The organism is Streptomyces sp. NPDC014006 (assembly GCF_043088925.1).
GTDB lineage: Bacteria > Actinomycetota > Actinomycetes > Streptomycetales > Streptomycetaceae > Streptomyces.
Window position 1 is genome coordinate 22,781 of record NZ_JBICAJ010000006.1, and the last position, 24,900, is coordinate 47,680.

At 71.6% G+C, this 24,900-nt stretch carries 17 protein-coding genes; 10 read left to right on the forward strand and 7 right to left on the reverse strand.

Annotated features, from left to right (window positions below):
- Positions 1-169: 169 nt before the first annotated feature.
- Positions 170-1,819, forward strand: coding sequence for a M4 family metallopeptidase (locus tag ACF1GV_RS20970; protein ID WP_391683000.1), 1,650 nt, complete (start codon positions 170-172; stop codon positions 1,817-1,819).
- A 59-nt stretch (positions 1,820-1,878) separates the two neighbouring features.
- On the forward strand, positions 1,879-2,391 hold the full coding sequence (locus tag ACF1GV_RS20975) for a DUF1990 domain-containing protein (RefSeq protein WP_391683003.1): 513 nt from the start codon (positions 1,879-1,881) through the stop codon (positions 2,389-2,391).
- A 176-nt stretch (positions 2,392-2,567) separates the two neighbouring features.
- Here the strand turns inward: ACF1GV_RS20975 and ACF1GV_RS20980 are convergent, their stop codons facing one another.
- Positions 2,568-5,183 carry a glycosyltransferase family 1 protein gene (locus tag ACF1GV_RS20980; RefSeq protein ID WP_391683006.1) on the reverse strand — a complete coding sequence of 872 codons (2,616 nt, stop codon included), beginning with the start codon at positions 5,181-5,183 and terminating at the stop codon, positions 2,568-2,570.
- A gap of 334 nt (positions 5,184-5,517) precedes the next feature.
- Between ACF1GV_RS20980 and ACF1GV_RS20985 the strand changes: the two genes are divergently transcribed.
- From ACF1GV_RS20985 to glgB, 4 genes are all read left to right on the forward strand, one after another.
- Entirely contained in the window at positions 5,518-7,611 is a 2,094-nt protein-coding gene (locus tag ACF1GV_RS20985) for an alpha-1,4-glucan--maltose-1-phosphate maltosyltransferase (protein ID WP_391683008.1), read from the forward strand.
- A complete protein-coding gene (treS, locus tag ACF1GV_RS20990; RefSeq protein ID WP_391683010.1) occupies positions 7,608-9,308 on the forward strand; it encodes a maltose alpha-D-glucosyltransferase in 1,701 nt (566 codons plus the stop codon). The genes ACF1GV_RS20985 and treS overlap by 4 nt, the downstream gene beginning before the upstream one ends.
- A 104-nt stretch (positions 9,309-9,412) precedes the next feature.
- Positions 9,413-10,825, forward strand: coding sequence for a maltokinase (locus ACF1GV_RS20995; protein WP_391683012.1), 1,413 nt, complete (start codon positions 9,413-9,415; stop codon positions 10,823-10,825).
- Between the two features lie 44 nt (positions 10,826-10,869).
- Positions 10,870-13,284, forward strand: coding sequence for a 1,4-alpha-glucan branching enzyme (glgB, locus tag ACF1GV_RS21000; protein ID WP_391683015.1), 2,415 nt, complete (start codon positions 10,870-10,872; stop codon positions 13,282-13,284).
- On the opposite strand, the gene ACF1GV_RS21005 is transcribed toward glgB, so the two are convergent.
- The 5 genes from ACF1GV_RS21005 to ACF1GV_RS21025 all read right to left on the reverse strand — a co-directional run bounded on the left by ACF1GV_RS21005 (position 13,259) and on the right by ACF1GV_RS21025 (position 19,105).
- On the reverse strand, positions 13,259-15,526 hold the full coding sequence (locus tag ACF1GV_RS21005; protein ID WP_391683018.1) for a HelD family protein: 2,268 nt from the start codon (positions 15,524-15,526) through the stop codon (positions 13,259-13,261). The two genes, glgB and ACF1GV_RS21005, sit on opposite strands and share 26 nt — an antisense overlap.
- A 144-nt stretch (positions 15,527-15,670) precedes the next feature.
- A complete protein-coding gene (gene trxA / locus ACF1GV_RS21010; RefSeq protein WP_391683021.1) occupies positions 15,671-16,003 on the reverse strand; it encodes a thioredoxin in 333 nt (110 codons plus the stop codon).
- The gene (locus tag ACF1GV_RS21015; RefSeq protein WP_391683023.1) at positions 16,000-16,428 is read right to left on the reverse strand and encodes a MerR family transcriptional regulator; all 429 of its coding nucleotides are present in this window, start codon (positions 16,426-16,428) and stop codon (positions 16,000-16,002) included. Before ACF1GV_RS21015 ends, trxA begins: the two co-directional genes overlap by 4 nt.
- Positions 16,429-16,565: 137 nt before the next feature.
- A complete protein-coding gene (locus ACF1GV_RS21020) occupies positions 16,566-17,345 on the reverse strand; it encodes a DUF2127 domain-containing protein (protein ID WP_391683026.1) in 780 nt (259 codons plus the stop codon).
- 86 nt (positions 17,346-17,431) lie between these two features.
- A complete protein-coding gene (locus ACF1GV_RS21025; RefSeq protein WP_391683028.1) occupies positions 17,432-19,105 on the reverse strand; it encodes an MFS transporter in 1,674 nt (557 codons plus the stop codon).
- Between the two features lie 164 nt (positions 19,106-19,269).
- On the opposite strand from ACF1GV_RS21025, the gene ACF1GV_RS21030 reads away from it, so the two are divergent.
- Complete coding sequence (locus ACF1GV_RS21030; RefSeq protein ID WP_391683031.1) at positions 19,270-19,890, forward strand: TetR/AcrR family transcriptional regulator; 621 nt, start codon at positions 19,270-19,272, stop codon at positions 19,888-19,890.
- Between the two features lie 172 nt (positions 19,891-20,062).
- Here ACF1GV_RS21030 and ACF1GV_RS21035 read toward each other — a convergent pair whose 3' ends face one another.
- Positions 20,063-21,457 carry a cation:dicarboxylate symporter family transporter gene (locus ACF1GV_RS21035; RefSeq protein WP_391684008.1) on the reverse strand — a complete coding sequence of 465 codons (1,395 nt, stop codon included), beginning with the start codon at positions 21,455-21,457 and terminating at the stop codon, positions 20,063-20,065.
- Positions 21,458-21,599: 142 nt separating this feature from the next.
- Between ACF1GV_RS21035 and ACF1GV_RS21040 the strand changes: the two genes are divergently transcribed.
- From ACF1GV_RS21040 to ACF1GV_RS21050, 3 genes are read left to right on the forward strand one after another with little or no spacing between them, the layout of a single operon-like run.
- Positions 21,600-23,228, forward strand: coding sequence for an ATP-binding protein (locus tag ACF1GV_RS21040; protein WP_391683033.1), 1,629 nt, complete (start codon positions 21,600-21,602; stop codon positions 23,226-23,228).
- Positions 23,225-23,959, forward strand: a complete 735-nt coding sequence (locus ACF1GV_RS21045; protein WP_391683036.1) for a response regulator — start codon at positions 23,225-23,227, stop codon at positions 23,957-23,959. The genes ACF1GV_RS21040 and ACF1GV_RS21045 overlap by 4 nt, the downstream gene beginning before the upstream one ends.
- Before the next feature lie 16 nt (positions 23,960-23,975).
- Positions 23,976-24,881 (forward strand): amidohydrolase family protein, encoded by a 906-nt coding sequence (locus ACF1GV_RS21050; protein WP_391683039.1) that lies wholly within the window; start codon positions 23,976-23,978, stop codon positions 24,879-24,881.
- Positions 24,882-24,900 lie beyond the last annotated feature (19 nt).

Below are 24,900 nucleotides of genomic sequence, written 5' to 3' on the forward strand. Positions count from 1 at the left end.
TTACATTTCAGAAACGTTTACCGGACAGTCATCTTTCGGCCAACATCACCTCGGGGTCATGACATGTACGCGTCCGGGGTGCCAGTCTTCCCTTCACCCGCCGCACAACCTCACGACCACCTCGGCCGGTTGCCCCACAACCGGCCGGTCTCCCCCACAAGGAGCTTGTGTGTCCAGCCCCTTCGCGCGTCACAAGCGCACCACTCTGGCCATCGCCACCGCCGTCGCGGCCGGAGCCCTCCTCACCACCGGTCTGACCACCGGTTCCGCAGCAGCCCAGACCACGGCGGGGGCCACCCCGCTCGCGGCCGCCCCGGTGCAGCTGTCCGCGTCCGCCCGCACCTCCCTCATCCAGGAGAAGCAGGCCGACGCCGCCGGCACGGCCCGGCAGATAGGCCTCGGCGCCCAGGAGAAGCTGGTCGTCAAGGACGTCGTCAGAGACGCCGACGGCACCACGCACACCCGCTACGAGCGCACCTACGCCGGTCTGCCGGTCCTCGGCGGCGACCTCATCGTGCACCAGGCGGCGTCCGGTGCGGCCAAGGGCGTCACCAAGGCCTTCAACGCCACCCTCAAGGTCGCCTCGCTCACCCCCGCCCTGGCCCCGGCCAAGGCCGAGAAGCAGGCGCTGACCGCCGCGCAGGCGGCCGGCTCGCAGAAGACCGCCGCCGACTCCTCCCGCAAGGTGATCTGGGCGGCCACCGGCAAGCCGGTCCTGGCCTACGAGACGGTCGTCGGCGGCCTGCAGGACGACGGCACCCCGAACCAGCTGCACGTCATCACCGACGCGGCCACCGGCAAGAAGCTCTACGAGTTCCAGGGCATCGAGAACGCGACCGGCAAGACGCTGTACTCCGGCACGGTCACCCTGAACTCCGTGCAGTCGGGCTCGACGTACCAGCTCACCGACAGCGCGCGGGGCAACCACAAGACCTACAACCTGGCGCGCAAGACGTCCGGCACGGGCACCCTGGTGGCCAGCTCGACCAACATCTTCGGCACCGGTACCGCCTCCACCTCCTCCTCCGACCAGACCGCGGCCGCCGACGCCGCCTACGGTGCGGCGGAGACCTGGGACTTCTACAAGAGCACCTTCGGGCGCAACGGCATCAAGAACAACGGCGTCGGCGCCTACTCCCGCGTCCACTACGGCAACGCGTACGTCAACGCGTTCTGGGACGACAGCTGCTTCTGCATGACCTACGGCGACGGCTCCGGCAACGCCGACCCGCTGACCTCGCTGGACGTCGCGGGCCACGAGATGAGCCACGGCGTCACCGCCAACACCGCCGGCCTGAACTACTCCGGCGAGTCCGGCGGCCTGAACGAGGCCACCTCCGACATCTTCGGCACCGGCGTGGAGTTCTTCGCGAACAACCCCTCCGACCCCGGTGACTACCTCATCGGCGAGAAGATCAACATCAACGGCGACGGCACCCCGCTGCGCTACATGGACAAGCCCAGCAAGGACGGCGGCTCGGCGGACTACTGGTCCTCCACCGTCGGCAACAAGGACGTCCACTACTCGTCGGGCGTCGCGAACCACTTCTTCTACCTGCTGTCGGAGGGCAGCGGTGCGAAGACGATCAACGGCGTGAGCTACAACTCGCCGACGTACAACGGCGCCGCGGTCACCGGCATCGGCCGCGCCAAGGCGCTGCAGATCTGGTACAAGGCGCTCACCACGTACATGACGTCCACGACCAACTACAAGGCCGCCCGCACGGCGACCCTGAGCGCGGCGTCGGCGCTGTACGGCTCCACCAGCGCCGAGTACAAGGCGGTCGCCGCCGCCTGGACGGCGGTCAACGTCAGCTAGCGCACCCCGGCGGCACCCGGAACCGAAACGTTCCGGGTGCCGCCGTACGCTTGGGCCCCATGTCCTTCACGTACGAGGCGGTCGGCGCGACCCGCGAGGATCTCGCCGCCTGCCCGCCCGGCTTCCGCCCCCTGCACGTGCGCACCCGCCTCGGCGAGGGCGAGGCGGTCTTCCGCCGGGCCGCCGACGCGGTCCTCACCTGGGAGATGCACCGGGAGCTGGGCGTGGGCATCGACGCGAGCGCGGACCGCGCCGCCGAGGGTGTCGACGTCACCGTGACCCTCGCCGGCATGATCAAGGCCCCCTGCCGCATCGTCTGGACGACGGAGCAGCCCCGCCGCGCCGGCTGGGCCTACGGCACCCTGCCCGGCCACCCCGAATGCGGCGAGGAGGCCTTCATCGTCGACCGCACGGGCGACGGCACGGTCTGGCTGACGGTGGCCGCCTTCAGCCGCCCGGCCAAGTGGTACGCCAAGGCGGGCGGCGCGGCCACCCGAGCGTTCCAGCACGCCTACGCCCGCCGCTGCGGAGCGGTGCTCCGCAAACTCTGCGCTCCCCAGGACGAGTCCTAGCCCCGTACGGCAGCCGGCCGGACCGAGGACGGACACCCCACGCCCCGGCCCCGCCCCAGGCACCGGCCGCAGGCGCTACGCACGCCACGACGCGACCGCAACGGGGCTGCCGCAGGCGCGAAAGGGGCGCGAGGAGCGACGCGACCGGCCACGACGAAACCCGCTGACGAAGACGGCTACCGAAGCAACACCCCGCCCTCCCCCATCTCCTCCGCCGGCAACGAGACCAGCCCCAGCTCCGCCCCGGCCGCCAGCAGCCGATGCGACGGCAGGATCCGCACGGTGTACCCGTAGGGCCCGGTCCGCTCCAGGGACAGCGGCCCCTCGTAACTCCAGCGGCCCTCCATGTCCGGCCCGCCCACCGGCTTCAGCGGAACGGCCGTCCCCCCGGTGATGCGATCCTCCGCATCCACCCGCCCGGAGACGACCTGCACCTCCACGTCGTCCGGCCCGAGATCACCGAGCCGCACCCGCACCCGCAGAGTCAGCGTCGTCCCCAGCTCCGCCGTGGCACTGGTCGCCGACGTCTCCACGTGATCCACGGACACGGCCGGCCAGGCCCCCCGCACTCGCGCCTTCCACTCCGCCAGCTCCCGCGCCACATCCGGCCGCAGCACCCGGTGCGCCTGCGCGGCCGGTGCGTACAGCCGCTCCACGTACTCCCGCACCATGCGCCCGGCCAGCACCTTGGGCCCGAGATGCGTCAGCGTCTGCCGCACCATCTCGATCCACCGGTCCGGCAGCCCGCCCCGCCCCCGCTCGTAGAACCGCGGAGCGACCCGCTGCTCCAGCAGCTCGTACAGCGCGGCCGCCTCCAGGTCATCCCGCCGATCGGCATCGGTACCGACACCGTCCGCGGTCGGAACGGCCCAGCCGAAGTCGGGCTGGAACCACTCGTCCCACCACCCGTCCAGCACGGACAGGTTCAGGCACCCGTTCAGCGCGGCCTTCATCCCCGACGTGCCGCAGGCCTCCAGCGGCCGCAGCGGGTTGTTCAGCCACACATCGCACCCGGGATACAGCTTCTGCGCCATCGCCATGCCGTAGTCCGGCAGGAACACCAGACGGTGCCGCACCCGCGGATCGTCCGCGAACCGCACCAGCTCCTGCACGAGCCGCTTGCCCCCGTCGTCGGCCGGATGCGCCTTGCCCGCGACGACGATCTGGATCGGCCGCTCGGCATGCAGCAGCAGCTCCATCAGCCGGTCCCGGTCCCGCAGCATCAGCGTCAGCCGCTTGTACGACGGCACGCGCCGCGCGAAGCCGATGGTCAGCACGTCCGGATCGAGGACGCCGTCGATCCAGCCCAGCTCCGCCGCGCCCGCGCCCCGCTGCCGCCACGAGGCCCACAGCCGCCGGCGCACCTCGGTCACCAGCTGCTCGCGCAGATCCCGGCGCAGGTCCCAGATCTCCTGGTCGGAGATCTCCGCGACGGAGTCCCAGCGGTCCGAGCCGCCCACGGTGAGCGCGTCCTCGGTGCGCTGTGCGCCGATCTGCCGGGCGCCGAGCCGGAACACCTCGGGGGCGACCCAGGTCGGCGCGTGCACCCCGTTGGTCACGGAGGTGATCGGCACCTCCTCGGGGTCGAATCCCGGCCACAATCCGGAGAACATCTCCCGGCTCACGCGGCCGTGCAGCAGCGACACGCCGTTGGCGCGCTGGGCGAGGCGCAGCCCCATCACGGCCATGTTGAACAGGTTCGGCTCGCCGCCCGGATACGTCTCCATGCCGAGCCGCAGCACCCGGTCGACGTCGATGCGCGGCAGCTCGGCGTCGGGCCCGAAGTGCCGGGCGAGGAGTTCCCGGTCGAAGCGGTCGATGCCGGCCGGGACGGGGGTGTGCGTGGTGAAGACCGTGCCCGCCCGCACCGTCTCCAGGGCGGAGTCGAAGTCCAGCCCGGTGTCGCACAGCTCGGCGATGCGCTCCAGGCCGAGGAACCCGGCGTGCCCCTCGTTGGTGTGGAAGACCTCCGGGTCGGCGTGCCCGGTCAGCCGGCAGTACGTGCGTACCGCCCGGACACCCCCTATCCCGAGCAGCATCTCCTGCAGCAGCCGGTGCTCGCTGCCGCCGCCGTAGAGCCGGTCGGTCACCCCGCGCTCGCCGAGGTCGTTCTCCTCGACGTCGGAGTCCAGCATCAGCAGCGGCACCCGGCCGACCTGGGCGACCCAGATCCGGGCCAGCAGCGAGCGGCCGCCGGGCAGGGCGAGCGCGACCTGCGCGGGGGTGCCGTCGGCCTCCTCCAGGAGCGTGACGGGCAGCTCGTTGGGGTCGAGCACCGGGTAGTGCTCCTGCTGCCAGCCCTCCCGGGACAGTGACTGCCGGAAGTAGCCGTGCCGGTACAGCAGCCCCACCCCGATCAGCGGGACGCCGAGGTCGCTGGCCGCCTTGAGGTGGTCGCCGGCCAGGATGCCGAGACCGCCGGAGTACTGCGGCAGCGCGGCGGTGATACCGAATTCGGGCGAGAAGTAGGCGATCGCGGCGGGCAGGTCCCCGGACTGGGCCTGGTACCAGCGCTCGCCGCTCACATAGTCGTGCAGATCGCCGGCGACCGCGGTGAGGCGGCGCAGGAAGCGGCGGTCCTCGGCCAGCTCCGCCAGCCGGGCGGGACGCACGCTGCCCAGCAGCCGGACCGGGTCGCCACCGGATGCGGCCCACTGCTCTGGGTCCACCGACTGGAACAGGTCACGGGTCTCCGTATGCCATGACCAGCGCAGATTGCGCGCCAGGTCGCTGAGTGGACGGAGGGGTTCGGGGAGGACGGGTCGGACGGTGAATCGACGGATCGCCTTCACAAGTCACCTCGGCGCGAGTGGCTGCCGCCGGCACACCGGGATGTGCCGGCTCGTCCCTTACGACGGTACCGGCGCGGACGCCCGCCTCGCCGGGTACCGGGCCCGCTGACCCCCGTTCGGCCTGAATCGACCCGGTGTGTGGACATCCGGCTGGAAACGATCCGGTCATGTGCGTAGACATACGCACGAGTAGTTAACAAAGTGCCGGATTGCCCACCAGAAGAGTGTGGGAAGGCTCCTCCGGTAGTAACCGGGGTACCCCTCCAGGCACAACTGCAGACCAGACCTCCCCACAGCCATCCGCCCACCCACGTTGACGCGGACAGGAGCGGTCATGCCCGCCACGCACCACTCGTCAGCACCCCCGACCCAGAGCACCGCCGCACCACCGGAGTCACCCCCGGACACACCCCCGCGCGCCGTGGCGGCCTCGGCTGCCGCGCCGGCCACGGCCGTGGGCCGGATACCCGTCCTGGACGTCCGCCCGGTCGTCCAGCAAGGCCGCCGTCCGGCCAAGGCGGTGACCGGCGAGTCGTTCGAGATCTCGGCCACCGTGTTCCGCGAGGGCCATGACGCCGTCGCCGCCAACGTCGTCCTGAGGGATCCCGAGGGCCGCGCGGGCCCCTGGACGCCGATGCGGGAGCTGGCGCCCGGCACGGACCGCTGGGGGGCCACGGTGACCGCCGGGGCGCCCGGCCGCTGGTCGTACACCGTGGAGGCGTGGAGCGACCCGGTCACCACCTGGCGCCACCACGCGAAGATCAAGATCCCGGCCGGCATGGACACCGAGCTGGTCCTGGAGGAGGGCGCGCGGCTGTACGAGCGGGCCGCCGGGCCCCTGGGCAAGGAGCAGCGGCAGGTGCTGCTGGACGCGGTGGCCGCCCTGCGCGACGAGGCCCGTCCCTCGGCCTCCCGGCTGGCCGCCGCGCTGACGCCGGAGGTGGACGCGGTGCTGGCCGCGCATCCGCTGCGCGACCTGGTCACCGCCTCCGACCCGCTGCCGTTGCTGGTGGAGCGGGAGCGGGCGCTGTTCGGGTCCTGGTACGAGTTCTTCCCCCGCTCGGAGGGGACACCCGAGCAGCCGCACGGCACGTTCCGCACCGCCGCCCGGCGGCTGCCGAAGATCGCCGCGATGGGCTTCGACGTCGTCTACCTGCCGCCCATCCATCCGATCGGCACGACCTTCCGCAAGGGGAAGAACAACACCCTCACCGCCGGGCCGGACGACGTGGGCGTGCCGTGGGCGATCGGCTCCCCGGAGGGCGGCCACGACGCCGTGCACCCCCGGCTGGGGACGATCGAGGACTTCGACTGGTTCGTGGAGCAGGCCCGCTCGCACGGTCTGGAGATCGCCCTGGACTTCGCACTCCAGTGCTCCCCGGACCATCCGTGGGTGCAGAAACACCCGGAGTGGTTCCACCACCGCGCCGACGGGACGATCGCCTACGCCGAGAACCCGCCGAAGAAGTACCAGGACATCTATCCGATCGCCTTCGACGCCGACATGGACGGCCTCGTGGCCGAAACCCTGCGGGTGCTGCGGCACTGGATGGACCACGGGGTGCGGATCTTCCGCGTGGACAACCCGCACACCAAGCCGGTGGTCTTCTGGGAGCGGGTGATCGCGGACATCAACGCCTCCGACCCGGACGTGATCTTCCTGGCCGAGGCGTTCACCCGCCCGGCGATGATGCACACCCTGGCCCAGATCGGCTTCCAGCAGTCGTACACCTACTTCACCTGGCGCAACGACAAGGAGGAGCTCACGGAGTACCTCACCGAGCTGTCCGGTGAGGCGGCCTCCTACATGCGGCCGAACTTCTTCGCCAACACCCCGGACATCCTGCACGCCTACCTCCAGCACGGCGGACGGCCCGCCTTCGAGGTGCGCGCGGTACTGGCCGCGACCCTCTCCCCCACCTGGGGCGTCTACTCCGGTTACGAGCTGTGCGAGAACACCCCGCTGAAGCAGGGCAGCGAGGAGTATCTGGACTCCGAGAAGTACCAGCTCAGGCCCCGTGACTGGGAGGCCGCCGAGCGCGAGGGCCGCACCATCGCCCCGCTGATCACCCGTCTGAACGACATCCGGCGCCGCAGCCCGGCCCTGCGGCAGCTGCGTGACGTGCACTTCCACCACGTCGACCAGGACGCGGTCATCGCGTACTCGAAGCGGAGCGGTTCGAACACGATTCTGGTGGTGGCGAACCTCGATGCCCACCACACCCAGGAGGCCACCGTCTCGTTGGACATGCCGCAACTCGGCCTGGACTGGCACGAGATGACGCTGGTGCGCGATGAGCTCACCGGCGAGACCTATCACTGGGGCAGGGCCAACTACGTGCGACTCGAACCGGGCTTGAGGCCCGCGCATGTCTTCACCGTCCTGCGACCGTCCATCCCGCAGACCGGAGGGTCACCCACAAAATGATCGTCAACGAGCCCGTCCCGGACAAATTCGAGGACACCCCGGCGAAGGACCGGGACCCCGACTGGTTCAAGCGCGCCGTGTTCTACGAGGTCCTCGTCCGCTCCTTCCAGGACAGCAACGGCGACGGCGTCGGCGACCTCAAGGGACTGACCGCCAAACTCGACTATCTGCAGTGGCTGGGCGTGGACTGCCTGTGGCTCCCGCCCTTCTTCAAGTCACCGCTGCGGGACGGCGGCTACGACGTCGCCGACTACACCTCGGTCCTGCCCGAGTTCGGTGACCTGGCCGACTTCGTGGAGTTCGTGGACGCCGCCCACCAGCGCGGCATGCGCGTGGTCATCGACTTCGTCATGAACCACACCAGCGACCAGCACCCGTGGTTCCAGGAGTCGCGCAACAACCCCGACGGCCCGTACGGCGACTACTACATGTGGGCCGACGACGACAAGCAGTACCAGGACGCGCGGATCATCTTCGTCGACACCGAGGTGTCGAACTGGACCTTCGATCCGGTGCGCAAGCAGTACTTCTTCCACCGGTTCTTCTCCCACCAGCCGGATCTGAATTACGAGAACCCGGCCGTGCAGGAGGAGATGATCTCCGCGCTGCGGTTCTGGCTGGACCTCGGTATCGACGGCTTCCGGCTGGACGCGGTGCCGTATCTCTATGCGGAGGAGGGCACGAACTGCGAGAACCTGCCCGCCACGCATGAGTTCCTGAAGCGGGTGCGCAAGGAGATCGACGCCCAGTACCCGGACACGGTGCTGCTGGCGGAGGCCAACCAGTGGCCGGAGGACGTGGTCGACTACTTCGGCGACTATTCCGTCGGCGGCGACGAGTGCCACATGGCCTTCCACTTCCCGGTCATGCCGCGCATCTTCATGGCGGTGCGCCGCGAGTCCCGCTATCCGGTCTCCGAGATCCTCGCCAAGACCCCGCCGATCCCGGACGGCTGCCAGTGGGGCATCTTCCTGCGCAACCACGACGAGCTGACGCTCGAGATGGTGACGGACGAAGAGCGCGACTACATGTGGGCGGAGTACGCGAAGGACCCGCGCATGCGGGCCAACATCGGCATCCGCCGCCGGCTCGCGCCACTGCTGGACAACGACCGCAACCAGATCGAGCTGTTCACCGCCCTGCTGCTGTCCCTGCCGGGCTCGCCGATCCTGTACTACGGTGACGAGATCGGCATGGGTGACAACATCTGGCTCGGCGACCGCGACAGCGTGCGCACGCCCATGCAGTGGACGCCGGACCGCAACGCCGGGTTCTCCTCCAGCGACCCGGGGCGGCTGTTCCTGCCCACGATCATGGACCCGGTCTACGGTTACCAGGTCACCAACGTCGAGGCGTCCATGGCGTCGCCGTCGTCGCTGCTGCACTGGACCCGCCGGATGATCGAGATCCGCAAGCAGAACACCGCCTTCGGACTGGGGTCCTACACCGAGCTGCCGTCGTCGAACCCGGCGGTGCTGGCGTTCCTGCGCGAGTACGAGGACGACCTGGTGCTCTGCGTGAACAACTTCTCCCGCTTCGCCCAGCCCACCGAGCTGGACCTGCAGAGGTTCGAGGGGCGGCACCCGGTGGAGCTGTTCGGCGGGGTGCGCTTTCCGGCCATCGGCGAGCTGCCGTACTTGCTCACCCTCGCAGGCCACGGCTTCTACTGGTTCCGGCTGCGCAAGGACGGCGCCTAGACGCCCGGAGAACCCGGGGCGGGGCGGTTTCCCCCGCCCCGCCCGGGGCACGCAACAGTAAGCCCCCGCCCACCCCCATCCCCCCGGGGAAAGGACGTGACGCCATGGCGGAAACGGTCACCGTCTCGGGAACCACCAGCCCCGGCCTGCTCGCGTCACTGGATCCACTGTTGCGCGACTGGCTGCCGAGGCAGCGCTGGTTCGCCGGGAAGGGGCGCCCGGTCACCGGATTCTCGCTGGTCGCGGCCACCGAACTGCTCCCGGCCGCGGGCCGCCTGGGCCTCTACCACCTGCTGGTGCGCGCCCACCAGCCGCTCACCCTGGGCGCCGCCGACACCCACCCCGGGGACTGCTACCAGCTGCTCATAGGCGCGCGCGAGGCGCTGCCGCCCCGGCTGGCGCCCGCGCTGATAGGCCACGTCACCGCCGGCCCGCTCACCGGACGCACGGTGTACGACGCCCTGTACGACCCCCGGCCCGCCGATGTGCTCCTGGAGGCCCTGCGCTCCCAGGCCCGCATCGGCGGGCTGCGTTTCGAGCGGGCCCCGCAGCCGGAGATACGGTCCGGCCTGGTGCCCCGCGTGATGACGGCCGAGCAGTCGAACTCGTCCGTCGTCTACGGCGACGCGTTCATCCTGAAAGTACTGCGCCGGGTCGTGCCCGGCGTCAATCCCGATCTGGAGCTTCCGCTGGCCCTGGCCCGCGAGGGCTGCGCCCGGGTGCCCGCGCCGGTGGCGTGGATCGAGGCGGACCCCCAGGACACCACGGACCAGGCCGGCGAGCCGTACGTCCTCGGTGTGCTCCAGCCGTTCGTGCAGGGTGCGGCCGACGGCTGGGAACTTGCGCTGCGGCAGTTGGCCAAGGGCGAGGACTTCGCCGCGGAGGCGCGCGATCTGGGACGCGCCACGGCCGAGGTGCACATGGCGCTGGCCCACGCGCTGCCCACCGTCACGCTCGGTCACGCGCAGCTGGAGCCGCTGGTCCACGGCATGATCGAGCGGCTGGAGAGCGCCGTACAGCAGGTGCCGGTGCTCGGCCCGTACGCGCCGGGGCTGCGGACCGCGTTCGAGGCGCTGGCGGAGCTGGCCGCCGAGGGGCACACCTGGACCGCGCAGCGCGCGCACGGTGATCTGCACCTGGGGCAGTGCCTGCGCTCGCCCGCCGGGGCCTGGTCCCTGATCGACTTCGAGGGGGAGCCGGCCCGGCCGCTGGCCGAGCGGCGGATGCCGCAGCCGGTGGTGCGGGACGTGGCGGGCATGCTGCGCTCCTTCGACTACGCCGCGCACTCGGCGAACCCGCCGGCGCCGCAGTGGGCGCGGACCTGCCGCGCCGCGTACTGCACCGGATACGCCGAGACGAGCGGCTTCGACCCGCGCACCGACCCGGTGCTGCTGCGCGCCTTCGAGACCGACAAGGCGATCTACGAGGTCGTCTACGAGGCCCGGCACCGCCCCGACTGGCTGCCGGTGCCGATGGCGGCGATCGAGCACCTCGCCGCCGTGCCCGACCCGAGCTGACCGGCCCGCCGTCCGACCGACGTCCCCTTCCAGGAGGCTCCCCCGTGACCCCCCGTCGACAGTCCAGCGGTTCGGATCCGAAGAAGGCCAAGAAGGCCGCCAAGAAGACCGCGGCCGAGAAGGCGGTGAAGAAGACGGCCCCGGCCCAGGGGAGCGTGCGGCAGACCGCCCCGGCCGAGGGCCCGGCCGCGCCGGCCGCCCCCGCCGTCGAGGTGCCGCAACCCCAGGCCGCGTCCCGCGTTCCCGGCCCGGAGGTCGCCGTTCCCGTCCCCGCCGCTCCCGCCCTGGACGACGGCGACCGTGAGCGGCTGCTCGCCGGGACGCACCACGACCCGCACGCGGTGCTCGGCGCCCACCCGGCGGAGGACGGTGTGGTGGTGCGGGCGCTGCGGCCCTACGCCCTGTCCGTTACCGTGATGGCCGACGGTGTGCGCGCCGAGCTGCACGCCGACGGGAACGGCTTCTTCTCGGGCCTGCTGCCGCTGCGGGAGGTCCCGGCGTACCGGTTGCTGGTGGCGTACCGGGACGCCGTCCTGGACACCGAGGACGCCTACCGCTTCCTGCCCACGCTCGGCGACCTGGACCTGCACCTCATCGGCGAGGGCCGGCACGAGCAGCTGTGGGACGTGCTCGGCGCGCACCCGATGACCCACGAGGGCGTGACCGGCACCCGCTTCTCCGTGTGGGCGCCGAACGCGCGCGGGGTGCGGGTGGCCGGCACCTTCAACTTCTGGGACGGCACCGCCTTCCCGATGCGCTCGCTGGGCTCGACCGGGGTGTGGGAGCTGTTCGTGCCCGGTGTCGGCGAGGGCGAGCTGTACAAGTTCGAGATCACCCGGCCGGACGGCTCGAAGACCCTGCGCGCGGACCCGCTGGCCCGGCGCACCCAGGTCCCGCCGGAGACGGCGTCGATCATCACCTCCTCGGACTACGAGTGGAACGACGAGGAGTGGCTGGCGCGCCGGCCGGAGGTGCCCGCGCACGAGGCCCCGTTCTCCGTGTACGAGGTCCACCTGGCGTCCTGGCGCCCCGGTCTGACGTACCGTGAGCTCGCCGAGCAACTGCCGGCGTACGTGAAGGATCTCGGGTTCACGCACGTGGAGCTGATGCCGGTCGCCGAGCACCCCTTCGGCGGTTCGTGGGGCTACCAGGTCACCGGCTTCTACGCGGCGACGGCCCGGCTCGGCACCCCGGACGACTTCCGTCACCTGGTGGACAAACTGCACCAGGCCGGCATCGGGGTGATCATGGACTGGGTGCCGGCGCACTTCCCGCGCGACGACTGGGCGCTGGCGGAGTTCGACGGGCGGCCGCTGTACGAGCACTCCGATCCGCTGCGGGCCGCCCACCCGGACTGGGGGACGCTGGAGTTCGACTACGGCCGCAACGAGGTGCGCAACTTCCTGGTGGCCAACGCGGTGTACTGGTGCGAGGAGTTCCACATCGACGGCCTGCGCGTGGACGCCGTCGCCTCCATGCTCTATCTGGACTACTCGCGCGAGTCGGGCCAGTGGACGCCGAACCAGTACGGCGGCCGGGAGAACCTGGACGCGGTGGCGTTCCTGCAGGAGATGAACGCGACCCTGTACCGGCGGGTGCCGGGCGTGGTGACCGTCGCCGAGGAGTCGACCGCCTGGGACGGGGTCACCCGGGCCACCCACCACAAGGGCCCGAGCGGCTTCGGCGGGCTCGGCTTCGGGCTGAAGTGGAACATGGGCTGGATGCACGACTCGCTGCAGTACGTGAGCCATGACCCCATCCACCGCAAGTTCCACCACCACGAGATGACGTTCTCGATGGTGTACGCCTACAGCGAGAACTACGTGCTGCCGATCAGCCACGACGAGGTGGTCCACGGCAAGCGGTCGCTGGTGTCGAAGATGCCGGGCGACTGGTGGCAGCAGCGCGCCAACCTGCGCGCCTACCTGGCCTTCATGTGGGCCCATCCGGGCAAGCAACTGCTGTTCATGGGCCAGGAGTTCGCGCAGGGCTCGGAGTGGTCCGAGGAGCGCGGCCCGGACTGGTGGCTGCTCGACCCGTCCTACGGCGCCGAGCCCGACCACCGGGGCGTGCTGGACCTGGTCCGCGACCTGAACGCCCGCTACCGGGCGACCCCGGCGCTGTGGCAGCGCGACATCCACCCCGACGGCTTCCAGTGGATCGCCGGCGACGCCGCCGAGGACAACGTCTTCGCCTTCCTGCGCTACGACGCCGACGGCGGTCCCCTGCTCGCGGTGTCCAACTTCGCCCCCGTCGTGCGCCCGGACTACCGCCTCGGCGTGCCCGACGACATCCCGGCCTGGCACGAGGTGATCAACACCGACGCGGCCCGCTACGGCGGCAGCGACGTCACCGGCCCCGACCCGGTCAAGCCGGAGCCGCAGGGCTGCCACGGCCGCCCCGCGAGCATCCGGCTGACCCTCCCGCCGCTGGCTACGGTGTGGCTGCGGCCTGCCTGAGCCCTTCCGGCAGCTCCCCGGTGTGCAGGACGCCGAGGCGCTGGGTGGCGCGGGTCAGGGCGACGTACAGGTCGCTCGTGCCGTAGTGGCCGGGCTCGACGACCAGGACGGAGTCGAACTCCAGGCCCTTGGCCTGGCGCGGGTCGAGCAGGACGACGGTCCGCGTCAGGTCGGGCTCGGCGCCGGCCGTCACGCCGTCCAGCCGGGCGGCGAGACGGCGGTGCAGTTCGCGCGGCGCGATGACGGCGAGCCGGCCCTCCGCCGGGGTGAGCTCGGCGACGGCCTTCTCGACGGCTCCGGGCAGGTCGTCGGTGCCGCGCACCCACGGCCGCACGCCTGTGGAGCGCACGGACTGCGGGGGCTCGAAGCCGGGGTGCCCGGCGCGCACGACCGCCGCCGCCAGATCCATGATCTCCGCCGGGGTGCGGTAGTTGACGCCGAGGCGGGTGTGCTCCCAGCGGTCCTCGACGTAGGGCTCGAGGATGCCCTCCCAGGAGCCGACGCCGGCCGCCTCCGCGGTCTGCACCGGGTCGCCGACCAGGGTCATCGAGCGGGTCGGGCTGCGGCGCATCAGCAGCCGCCACGCCATCGGGGACAGCTCCTGCGCCTCGTCGACGATGATGTGCCCGAACGCCCAGGTGCGGTCGGCCGCGGCGCGCTCGGCGGCGGAGCGGTGGTCGGCCTCCTCGTGGCGTTCGGCGAACCGCTCGGCGTCGATGATGTCGTGCGCGGACAGCACCTCCGAGGACTCCGGGTCGTCCTCCTCCTTGTCCTCGAACTCGTACGTCCGGGAGGCGTAGGAGACGTCGAGGACGCCCTGTGCGTAAGCGATCTGCGTCTCGCGTTCCCGCTCGGCGCGGGCGCGGGCGATCCGGTCGTCCTCGCCGAGGAGTTCGGCGGCCTCGTCCAGCAGCGGGACGTCGGCGGTGGTCCACCCCCGGGTGACCGGACGGCGGATGGCGGCCGCGTCCTCGTCGCCGACGTATCCCTCGGGCTCGGCGAGGAAGTCGGCGACCAGCCGCTGCGGGGTCAGCCGTGGCCACAGCCGGTCGATGGCCGACCAGACCTCGGGGTTCTCGGCGAGCTCGTCGCGGATCTGGGTGATGTCGGCGGCGTCGAGCAGGCTGGAGCCGTCGTAGGGGTCCGTGCCGACGCGCTCGGCGTACAGCTCGGTGAGGGTGTTGAGGATGTGGCCCTCGAAGTACTCGCGGGCCGCGTTGTGCGGCAGCTTGGCGGCGCGGGTCTTCTCCCGGGCGACGTTCACCAGGCCGTCGTCGAGCATGAGGACCTCGCGGTCGTGCTCGATCGCGATGACCGGGTCGGGCAGCGCCTGCCGGTCGCGTACGACGGCGGCCAGCACACCGGCCATCTCGGCGCGGCCCTTGACCGCGGCCGCTTCGGGGGTGTCCGTGGCCGTGGCCTTCACCCCGGGGAACAGCTCGCCGACCGTGGCCAGCAGCACGCCGGTCTCCCCGAGGGAGGGCAGCACCTCGCCGATGTAGCCGAGGAAGGCCGGGTTCGGGCCCACGATCAGCACGGCCCGCTTGGCGAGCAGCTCGCGGTGCTCGTAGAGGAGATAGGCGGCCCGGTGCAGGGCGACGGCCGTCTTGCCGGTGCCGGGGCCGCCCTCGACGACCAGGACCCCGCGGTGGGGCGCCCGGATGATCTCGTCCTGCTCGGCCTGGATGGTCTGCACGATGTCGCTCATCCGGCCGGTGCGCGCGGAGTTCAGCGCGGCCAGCAGCACGGCGTCGCCGGTGGGGTCCTCGTGGCCGGTGCGCTCCCGGTCGCCGACGTCGAGGAACTCGTCGTGCAGGTCGGTGACGCTCCGGCCCTCGGTGGAGATGTGCCGGCGGCGGCGCAGGCCCATCGGCGTGTGGCCGGTGGCCAGGTAGAAGGGCCGGGCCACTTCGGCGCGCCAGTCGATCAGGACCGGGGTGCGCTCGGTGTCGCTCTCCCGCAGCCCGATCCGGCCGATGTGGTGGCTCGTGCCGTCGGTGAGGTCGATCCGGCCGAAGCACAGCGAGCCGTCCACCGCGTTCAGCGCGGCGAGCAGCCCCGAGCGCTCGGCGACGAGGATGTCCCGCTCCAGGCGGGCCTGCATGGGCTTGTCGCCCTGCGCGAGCGCGTCCTGGACGGCGGCCTCGGTGTCTCCGCGCAGCGCGTCCACGCGCGCGTACAGCCCGTCGATGAATTCCTGCTCGTGCCGCAATTCATCGTCCGGAAATTCGGTGTTTGACAATTCCGCTCCCGCCCGGATATACTGTGCTCACTAAGCTTCTCCGCGACTTCACCATGGTAAGTCGCGAATGAACAAATATAGCGAAAGAAATCCCCCGGACACAATTGCCCGGGGGATTTCCTCGTTTACGGGGGCCGCGCACGCTCAGAGCACGTCGGCCAGTTCCTCCAGCAGCCGCCGCTTCGGCCGGGCGCCCACCATCGACTTCACCGGCTCACCGCCGGAGAAGACCATCAGCGTGGGCGTGGCCATCACGCCGTATCCGATCGTGGTCTGCGGATTGCTGTCCACGTCGATCTGCACGATCTTGATCCGTTCGCCCTCCTCGGCGGCGATGGCGCGCAGCACCGGAGCGAGCTGCCGGCACGGCCCGCACCACTCGGCGGTGAACTGCACCAGCACCGGCCGGTCGGCCCCCAGCACCTCGCTCGCGAAATCCGCGTCGGTCACGTCGGCCACACCGTCGACCTTGATCATTTCTCCTGCCCTCCCAGCTCGCACCGAGGCTCCGGACCCCCCGGAACCAGCGCCTCGGCGGCCAGCTCGCCGAGAGCCTGCTCGGCCCTGCCCAGCTGCGCGGCGACCGTCGCCCGGACCCCGCTCAGCTCGCCGATCAGCGCGTCCAGCTCGGCCAGCTTGCGCCGGTAGACCGCGACCGACGCCGGGCACGAGTCCCCCTCGGGGTGCCCGGCGCGCAGGCACTCCACGAACGGCCGGGTCTCCTCCAGCTCGAACCCGAAGTCCTGCAGCGTCCGGATCTGCTCCAGCAGCCGCAGGTCGTCCTCGTCGTAGCTGCGGTGGCCGTGCTCGTCCCGGCGCGCGGGCAGCAGCCCGCGCGCCTCGTAGTACCGCAGCGTGCGCGTGGTGGTCCCGGCCCGTGCGGCCAGCTCGCCGATTCGCATGTCCGCGACCGTATGCCTTGACGCCGACGTCAAGGCAAGCGCGGCAGGAGCGGCGTGCACCTCGGTGATCTCCGGGCGGGCGGCAAGCTCCAGGGTCCTCGGGTGGGTGAGGGTGTAGCCGCCGGGCGCCCGCGAGATCACCGGCCCCTGGCCTGGACGGCCACCCCGGCCGCCTCTTCGACCTCCATGAGGGACTCGCTGTGGCGTTCCTCCTCGAAGGCGCGCCGGCCGCCGCGCAGGCCGAACAGGCGCTTGGCCAGGGCGATGTAGAGGACGGCCAGGATGTTCAGGACCAGCGTGGCGATCTTCAGCGCGCTGACGTGCTCGGTCAGTTCGTAGATCTCCAGCGGGAGGAACGCGGCGGTGGCGACCACCGTCAGGTACTCCGCCCAGCGCTTGGCGTACCACAGGCCGACGGCCTCGACGATCTCGATGAGGGCGTAGACGAGGAGCAGCCCGGCGACGACCAGCAAGGTGGAGTGCTTGTAGCCGAAGGCCTTCTGGAGGGAGCCGACGACCGGTGAGTGGTCGAGGTCGTAGTGGAAGTGCCGGAAGACCGGCCGGAAGACGTCGAGGTTCTCGTCGAAGAGCCGGCGCACCGCGTCCTGGCTGTTGGAGAACTTCCACACGGCCGCCGCGACCAGCACGATGAACACCCCGCGCAGCACCCGCTCGATCGCGAGGAAGCGCAGGATGAACAGGTCCCGCAGCACCTTGCCGCGCGGCACCAGAGGAGCGTCGTCGGCCGGCCCGGAGCCGTGCGGCTCGCCGAGCACGAAGTCCCCGCAGCGCAGGCACCGCCACACCTCGCCGAGCGCGGTCTCGGCGTGCAGCCGTATCCGCAGCCGGGGGTCGTCCGGCGCGTACGTCACGTGGCCGCGCCTCGCGCACGTCCGACGGTTCCAGTCGATCTTCATCCCCCGCGCCTCCCGTACTGCGCGGCGTGCCGCGCCTGGTGATCGGCACGGCACGCTAGTGGACGCGGTTAAGAGTTCGGTGAGAGTCAGCCGGCCTGGCTGAGCTGCGGCTCCTTCTCCTCGGCCGGCTGCTCGGCCTGCGCCTTGTCCCGGCGCGGCAGCAGCACCGCGACGAGCACCGTGCCGACACCGAGGATCACCGCGCCGACCAGGCTGGTGTGGGCGACCGCGTCGGCGAACGAGGAGCCGACGGCGTGGCTCATCCGCCCGGCGCCCTCGGCGAGTTGCTGCGCCTGCGCCTTGAGCTGCGCGGCCTGCTCCGGGCTGTTCGCATGCGCCGCCTGCTCGGCGAGCGCGCGGGCCTTGTCGCCGATGCCCTGCGCGACGGCGTACCCGGCGCCGACGGAGTCCTGCGCGGTGGCGAGGGCGTCCGCGGGCAGCTTGCCGCCCTTGGTGGCGTCCGCGAGGTGGTCGGAGTACGACGTGGCGAGCAGCGAGCCGAGGATCGCGATGCCGAGCGAGCCGCCCAGCTCCAGCGAGGTGTCGTTCACCGCGCCGCCCACGCCCAGTTCCGCCTCCGGGAAGGAGCCCATGATGGCGTCCGTGCAGGGCGAGAGGGCGAGGCCGATCGCCAGGCCCAGGATGATCAGCGGCGCCACGAAGTCGCCGTACGACGATCCCGCGTCGACCCGGGTCAGCAGCGCCAGTGCGGCGGTGCCGCCGACCATGCCCGCGCTCACCGTCCACTTCATGCCGACCCGCGGGGTCAGGTACCCGGTCAGCGCCGAGCCGACGAAGACCGCACCGGCCAGCGGCAGCATGCGCACGCCGGTGTCGAGGGCGTCGTAGCCGAGGACGAACTGCAGGTGCTGGGTGAGGTAGTAGAAGGCGCCGAAGACGGCCAGGAAGAACAGGGCGACGGCGAGGTTGGAGCCGGCGAAGCGGCGCTCGGTGAAGCGGCGCACGTCCAGGATGGGGCGCGGGTGGCGCAGCTCCCACAGGACGAAGGCGACGAGGGCGACCCCGGCGACGACTGCGGCGGTCACGGCCTTGGCGCCCCAGCCGAAGTGCGGCCCCTCGATGATCATGTAGACGAGCGCGCCGGTCCAGATCACCGACAGCAGACCGCCGACGTAGTCGATCCGGTCGTGGTGCCCGGCCCTGGACGGCGGGACCAGGACGAGGGCGGCGACGATCGCGACGGCCGCGATGGGCACGTTGATCAGGAACGTCGAGGACCAGCCGTGGTCGCGCAGCAGCGCGCCCGCGACGACCGGTCCGGCGGCGATGGCGAGCCCGGCGGTGGCGGTCCACAGCGTGATCGCCTTGGCCCGCTCCGCCCGCGGGAAGGTCGCGGCCAGCAGCGACAGCGTGGCGGGCATGATCAGCGCCGCCCCGACCCCCATCACGGCACGGGCCGCGATGACCGCCGTGGAGCTGTCGGCGAGGTACCCGGCGATGGCGCCGCCGCCGAAGACGACGAGGCCGAGCACCAGCGCACCGCGCCGGCTGTACTTGTCGCCGATCGCGCCGAGCAGCAGCATCAGCGCGGCGTACGGGACGGTGTAGCCGTCGATGACCCACTGCAGGTCGGCGCTGGACAGGCCCAGGTCACGGGTCATGTCGGGCGCGGCGACCGTGAGGGCGGTGTTCGCCATCACGATGATCAGCAGGCTCAGACAGAGGACGAGGAGTGCCCACCAGCGCCGGCGGTAGGGGCCCTCCATCCTCTCGACCGGTTCGTTCATGACGAGTCGCATGGCAGGGATCGCCTTCCTCGACGTCGAAACTTGCACAGTGGCGTGCAGTTGCACAACCATGTGCAATGTACGTCCCTTGCACACCGCTGTGCAAATCGATGGGCGGTCCGGTGCGGCACCGCTGGGGAAGTCGCCGGGAAGCCCGCGTACGGGAGGAGGGCAGAATGACTGCCATGACCACGGGTAACAGCCGCGCCGACGCCAACCGGCGCCGCATCCTCGACGTCGCCCTCGCGGAGCTGCTGCGCGACCCCGACGCCTCCATGGACCAGATCGCGCGCGCCGCCGGTGTCGTACGGCGGACGGTGTACGGGCATTTCCCGAGCCGGGAGGCGCTGATCGGCACGCTGGTGGACCAGGCGGTGCAGGCGCTGGCGGCCGCGCACGCCGGGGGCCGCGAGGGCGTGGACGACCCGGCCGAGGCCGTGGCCCGCTCGGTGCTCGCGGTGTGGGAGATCGCCGACCGCTACCGGCTGCTCGTCGCCCTCGCCCAGCGCACGGTCACCATGCAGGGCATCCGCGAACGCCTCACCCCGGTCCGTGAGAACAGCGTCCGGCTGCTCCAGCAGGGTCTGGACGAGGGCGTCTTCACCTCGCCGCTACCGGCCCCGGCCCTGGCCTACGTCCACGAGCAGATCCTCTTCGCCCTGATGGAAGCGGTGAACGACGGCCTGGTCCCCCCGTCGGAGGCGGGCCGCTCGGCAGCGGTCACGGTCCTGACGGCAGCGGGAGTCCCGGCGGGGCGGGCGGCGGACCTGGTGGCGAAGCTGGCGGCGGACATCTGAGAAACGCAAAGGGCACCCGGCAAAGGTTCAGGCAATGCCGGGTGCCCTGGTCGGAGGCGGGAGTCCAGCCCACCTGAGGGGCGCGGGGCGGTATCCCTGTGCGGCTCCGCCGCGTGGGCGCGACCGGCCAGACGCGACCGGCACTCGCAAGACGACCCGCGCCCCCACGGCGCTACGCGGTAGCCAGCTGCTTCTCCACCGCCGGCTCGGAGTCGCCGTCATCCAGCAACGTCCGCTCGTCGAACGGGATCTCCCCCGCAAGCACCGCGCGGACGCGCACCGTGTCGATCTCCTTCGTCCACGTCCCCACCAGCACCGTCGCCACCGCGTTGCCCGCGAAGTTGGTCAGCGCCCGGGCCTCGCTCATGAAGCGGTCGATGCCGACGATCAGGCCGATGCCGTCCACCAGCGCCGGCTTGTGCGACTGGAGGCCACCGGCCAGCGTGGCCAGGCCCGCGCCGGTGACGCCGGCCGCGCCCTTGGAGGCGACCAGCAGGAACAGCAGCAGCGGGATCTGCTCGCCGACCGACATCGGCGTACCCATGGCGTCGGCGATGAACAGCGAGGCCATGGTCATGTAGATCATGGTGCCGTCGAGGTTGAAGGAGTACCCGGTCGGGACGGTGATGCCGACGACGGGCTTGCTGACGCCCAGGTGCTCCATCTTCGCGATCAGCCGCGGCAGCGCCGACTCGGAGGAGGAGGTGGACAGGATCAGCAGGAACTCACGGCCCAGGTACTTGAAGAACGTGAAGATGTTGAGCCCCGCCACGATCCGCAGCAGCGCCCCGAGCACGACGAAGATGAACAGCGCGCAGGTGACGTAGAAGCCGAGCATCAGCACGGCCAGGGACTTCAGCGCGTCCACGCCGGCCGAGCCGACGACCGCGGCCATCGCGCCGAACGCGCCGATCGGCGCCGCCCACATGACCATCGCCAGGACGCGGAAGACGAGCCGCTGGATGTGCTCGATGCCGCGCAGCACCGGCTGCCCGGCCGCGCCCATGGCCTGCAGCGCGAATCCGCACAGCAGCGCCACCAGCAGGGTCTGCAGCACCTCGCCCTCGGTGAAGGCGGAGACGATCGTGGTCGGGATGATCCCGAGCAGGAACGTGGTGGTGTCCTTGGCCTCGGCGTCGACCTGCGCGTGCCCGACGCTCTTGACCGCGTCGGTGACCGCGAGGCTCGAGCCGGGCTCCAGGATGTTGCCGACGACCAGGCCGATCGCGAGGGCGACCAGCGACATCACCAGGAAGTAGGCGAGGGCGATGCCGCCCACCGCGCCGACCTTGGCCGCCTTGCGGACCGAGCCGATGCCGAGCACGATCGTGCAGAAGATGATCGGCGAGATCATCATCTTGATCAGGTTCACGAAGCCCGTCCCGATGGGCTTCAGCTCGACCGCGAAGTCGGGCGCGGCCAGCCCCACGACGATGCCGAGGGCGACCGCGACGATCACCGCGATGTACAGGTAGTGGGTGCGATCCCGCTTCACAGCGGGCGCGGCAGGTGCCGTTGGGGATGTGCTGGCGGCCACGGCTGCCCTCCTTGACGTCTTCGTCGGCATCACCGGCGTGCGGCTCACGTCCGGGCGTTTTGGGGATTGCCGTGACTATCTCCCGCCCCTGTGAGAGCGGTCACCCTTCCGTTCATTTAGTTCACCGTCGGATCGTTTAGTTCACCGCCGGGCTGAGAGGCAGACTGACGGCATGCGCCTCACCCTGCCGAGACCCCGTAGCCTGGCCGGCCAGCTGTTCGCCATGCAGGCCGTGCTGCTCGCGCTCGTGGTGGCCGGGTACGCGCTGTTCACCTACGTCAGCGACCGCAGCCAGGCCGAAGAGGCGGCCGGCCGGCAGGCCACGGCGGTGGCGCGGTCGGTGGCCGACGCGCCGTCCGTGCAGTCGGCGGTCCGCGGCCCCGACCCGACGGCCGAGCTGCAGCCGTACGCGCTGCGGATCATGCGGGACACCGACGTCGACTTCGTCACGATCATGAACCCGCAGGGCATCCGCTGGACCCACCCCGACCCGAACCAGATCGGCAGGCGCTTCCTCGGCAACACCGCCCCCGCCCTGCACGGCGCGACGTTCACCGAGACCTACACCGGCACCCTCGGCCCCTCCGTCCGCGCGGTCACCCCCGTCGAGGACGACGACAAGCGGATCATCGCCCTGGTCAGCGCCGGGATCCGGGTGGAGGCGATCAGCGCACGGGTGCAGGACCAGGTGACGGCGCTGCTCGGCGTCGCGGCCGGGGTGCTGGCGCTCGGCGCGATCGGTACATACGTGATCAACGCCCGGCTGCGCCGCCACACCCACGGGATGAACGCGGCCGAGCTGAGCCGCATGCACGCCTACCACGAGGCCGCGCTGCACGCCGTACGCGAGGGGTTGCTGCTGCTCGACGGGCAGTACCGTGTGGCGCTGGTCAACGACGGCGGACGGGAGCTGCTGGGGGTGAGCGGGGACGTGGTGGGCCGGCCGGTGACGGAGCTGGGGCTGCCCGCGCCGCTCACCGGCGCGCTGCTGGCGTCCGAGCCGCGGGTGGACGAGGTGCATCTGACGGCGGAGCGGGTGATCGTCGTGAACACCTCGCCGGTGTCGGGCGGCGAGCGCCGCGGCACGATAGTGACCCTGCGGGACGTCACGGAACTCCAGTCGCTGATGGGCGAGCTGGACTCCGAGCGGGGCTTCACACAGGCGCTGCGCTCCCAGGCGCACGAGGCGGCGAACCGTCTGCACACCGTCGTGTCGCTGATCGAACTGGGCCGGGCGCAGGAGGCGGTGGACTTCGCCACGGCGGAGCTGGAGCTGGCGCAGGCCCTGACCGACCAGGTGGTGGCCGCGGTGAGCGAACCGGTACTGGCCGCGCTGCTGCTGGGCAAGACGGCCCAGGCGAACGAGCGGGGCGTGGAGCTGGTGGTGTCGCCGGACAGCCGGCTGGACGACGGTCTGCTGCCTCCTTCCCTGTCCGCGCGGGACCTGGTGACGATCCTCGGCAACCTGATCGACAACGCGGTGGACGCGGCGCAGGGCGGGGTGGCGCCGCGGGTGACGGTGACGGCGTACTCCGACGCGGCCGGCGGCTGCGAGCTGGTGCTGCGCGTGGCGGACACCGGCCCCGGGGTGGACCCCGCCCACGCCGAGCTGGTCTTCCAGCGCGGCTTCTCCACGAAGCCGTCCGGCCCGGGCGGCCGCGGCCTCGGCCTGGCGCTGGTGCGCCAGACCGTGCACCGGCACGACGGCACGCTGACCGTGCGCGAGGCTCCGGGCGGCGGCGCCCAGTTCGAGGCACGGCTGCCGCTGCGGGCGGGCGCCGCGACGGGAGGCGAGGCATGAGCGAGGGCGCGGGCAGCGGTACGACCGGCGGCGTGGCGGGAGCCGCGCGGCCGCCGATCCGGGTGCTGGTCGTCGAGGACGACCCGGTCGCCGCGGACGCGCACGTGATGTACGTCGGCCGGGTGCCGGGCTTCGTCGCCGTCGGCAAGGCGCACACCGGAGCCGAGGCCCGCCGCTTCCTGGACCGCGCCCCGGTGGACCTGCTCCTGCTCGACCTGCACCTGCCGGACGTGCACGGGCTCCAGCTGGCCCGCACCCTGCGCGCGGCCGGCCATCACGCGGACGTCATCGCGGTGACGTCGGCGCGGGACCTGGCGGTCGTGCGCGAGGGCGTCTCGCTCGGCGTGGTGCAGTACGTCCTGAAGCCGTTCACCTTCGCCACCCTGCGCGACCGCCTCGTGCGCTACGCCGAGTTCCACGCGGCGGCGGGCGAGGCGAGCGGTCAGGACGAGGTGGACCGCGCCCTGGCGGCCCTGCGCGCACCGGGCCCGGCGTCCCTGCCCAAGGGCCTGAGCGGCCCGACGCTGGAGCGGGTGACCGTGGCCCTGCGCGGCGGCGCCGAGGGCCTGACGGCGACCGCGCTGGCCGAGGCGGTCGGCATCTCCCGGATCACGGCCCGCCGCTACCTGGAACACCTGGTGGACACCGGCCGCGCGGAACGCAGACCGCAGTACGGGACGGTGGGGCGGCCGGAGTTGGTGTACCAGTGGGTGCGAAGCGAACCGCGGTGAGGGCAGGGAGCCGTACATGAGTGAGGGGTCCGGAGAGGTACGGCGTTTCTGGACAGGGCTGGGCCTTCCCGGGCTGGTCGACGTGCACACGCATTTCATGCCCGAGCGGGTCCTGCACAAGGTCTGGGCGTACTTCGACGCGCAGGGACCGCTGACCGGTGGGCTCGCGTGGCCGATCACCTACCGCGCGAAAGAGGAGGAACGGGCCTTGCTGCTGCGGGAGTTCGGGGTGCGGGCGTTCACCTCGATGCTCTATCCGCACAAGCCGGGCATGGCCCGGTGGCTGAACGGGTGGGCGGCCGACTTCGCCGCCCGGACCCCCGACTGCCTGCACACCGCCACCCTCCACCCCGAGCCGGGCGTCGAGACCTATGTCCGCGAGGCCGTGGAAGCGGGCGCGCGGGTGTTCAAGGCCCATGTCCAGGTGGGGAACTACGACCCGGCGGACGACCTGCTCGACCGCGCCTGGGGGCTGCTGGCCGAGGCCGGCATCCCCGTGGTGATCCACTGCGGGTCCGGTCCCGCGCCCGGCAAGCACACCGGGCCCGGCCCGATCGCGCGCGTCCTGGCCCGGCACCCGTCGCTGCGGCTGATCGTCGCGCACCTGGGGATGCCCGAGTACGAGGAGTTCCTCGGCCTCGCCGAACGGTACGGGCAGGTGCGGCTGGACACAACGATGGCGTTCACCGACTTCACCGAACGGTTCATGCCGTTCCCCCGGCGGGCCCTGCCCCGCCTGGCCGCCCTCGGCGACCGCGTCCTGCTCGGCTCGGACTTCCCGAACATCCCCTACTCCTACGCGCATCAGCTCCGGGCCCTGGAACGGCTGGACCTCGGCCGGGACTGGCTGCGGGCGGTGTGCCACGACAACGCGGCCGCCCTGTTCGGGCTGCCCGGCGGCAAACCCCCGCACATGCATTGACCTGACTAGACCACTCAAC

Coding starts and splice junctions, on each gene's coding strand:
- ACF1GV_RS20975 (WP_391683003.1), top strand. CDS start 1,879: ATGTCCTTCACGTACGAGGCGGTCGGCGCGACCCGCGAGGATCTCGCC.
- ACF1GV_RS20985 (WP_391683008.1), top strand. CDS start 5,518: ATGCCCGCCACGCACCACTCGTCAGCACCCCCGACCCAGAGCACCGCC.
- treS (WP_391683010.1), top strand. CDS start 7,608: ATGATCGTCAACGAGCCCGTCCCGGACAAATTCGAGGACACCCCGGCG.
- ACF1GV_RS20995 (WP_391683012.1), top strand. CDS start 9,413: ATGGCGGAAACGGTCACCGTCTCGGGAACCACCAGCCCCGGCCTGCTC.
- trxA (WP_391683021.1), bottom strand. CDS start 16,003: ATGATCAAGGTCGACGGTGTGGCCGACGTGACCGACGCGGATTTCGCG.
- ACF1GV_RS21015 (WP_391683023.1), bottom strand. CDS start 16,428: ATGCGAATCGGCGAGCTGGCCGCACGGGCCGGGACCACCACGCGCACG.
- ACF1GV_RS21020 (WP_391683026.1), bottom strand. CDS start 17,345: ATGAAGATCGACTGGAACCGTCGGACGTGCGCGAGGCGCGGCCACGTG.
- ACF1GV_RS21025 (WP_391683028.1), bottom strand. CDS start 19,105: ATGCGACTCGTCATGAACGAACCGGTCGAGAGGATGGAGGGCCCCTAC.
- ACF1GV_RS21030 (WP_391683031.1), top strand. CDS start 19,270: ATGACTGCCATGACCACGGGTAACAGCCGCGCCGACGCCAACCGGCGC.
- ACF1GV_RS21035 (WP_391684008.1), bottom strand. CDS start 21,457: ATGCCGACGAAGACGTCAAGGAGGGCAGCCGTGGCCGCCAGCACATCC.
- ACF1GV_RS21040 (WP_391683033.1), top strand. CDS start 21,600: ATGCGCCTCACCCTGCCGAGACCCCGTAGCCTGGCCGGCCAGCTGTTC.
- ACF1GV_RS21045 (WP_391683036.1), top strand. CDS start 23,225: ATGAGCGAGGGCGCGGGCAGCGGTACGACCGGCGGCGTGGCGGGAGCC.
- ACF1GV_RS21050 (WP_391683039.1), top strand. CDS start 23,976: ATGAGTGAGGGGTCCGGAGAGGTACGGCGTTTCTGGACAGGGCTGGGC.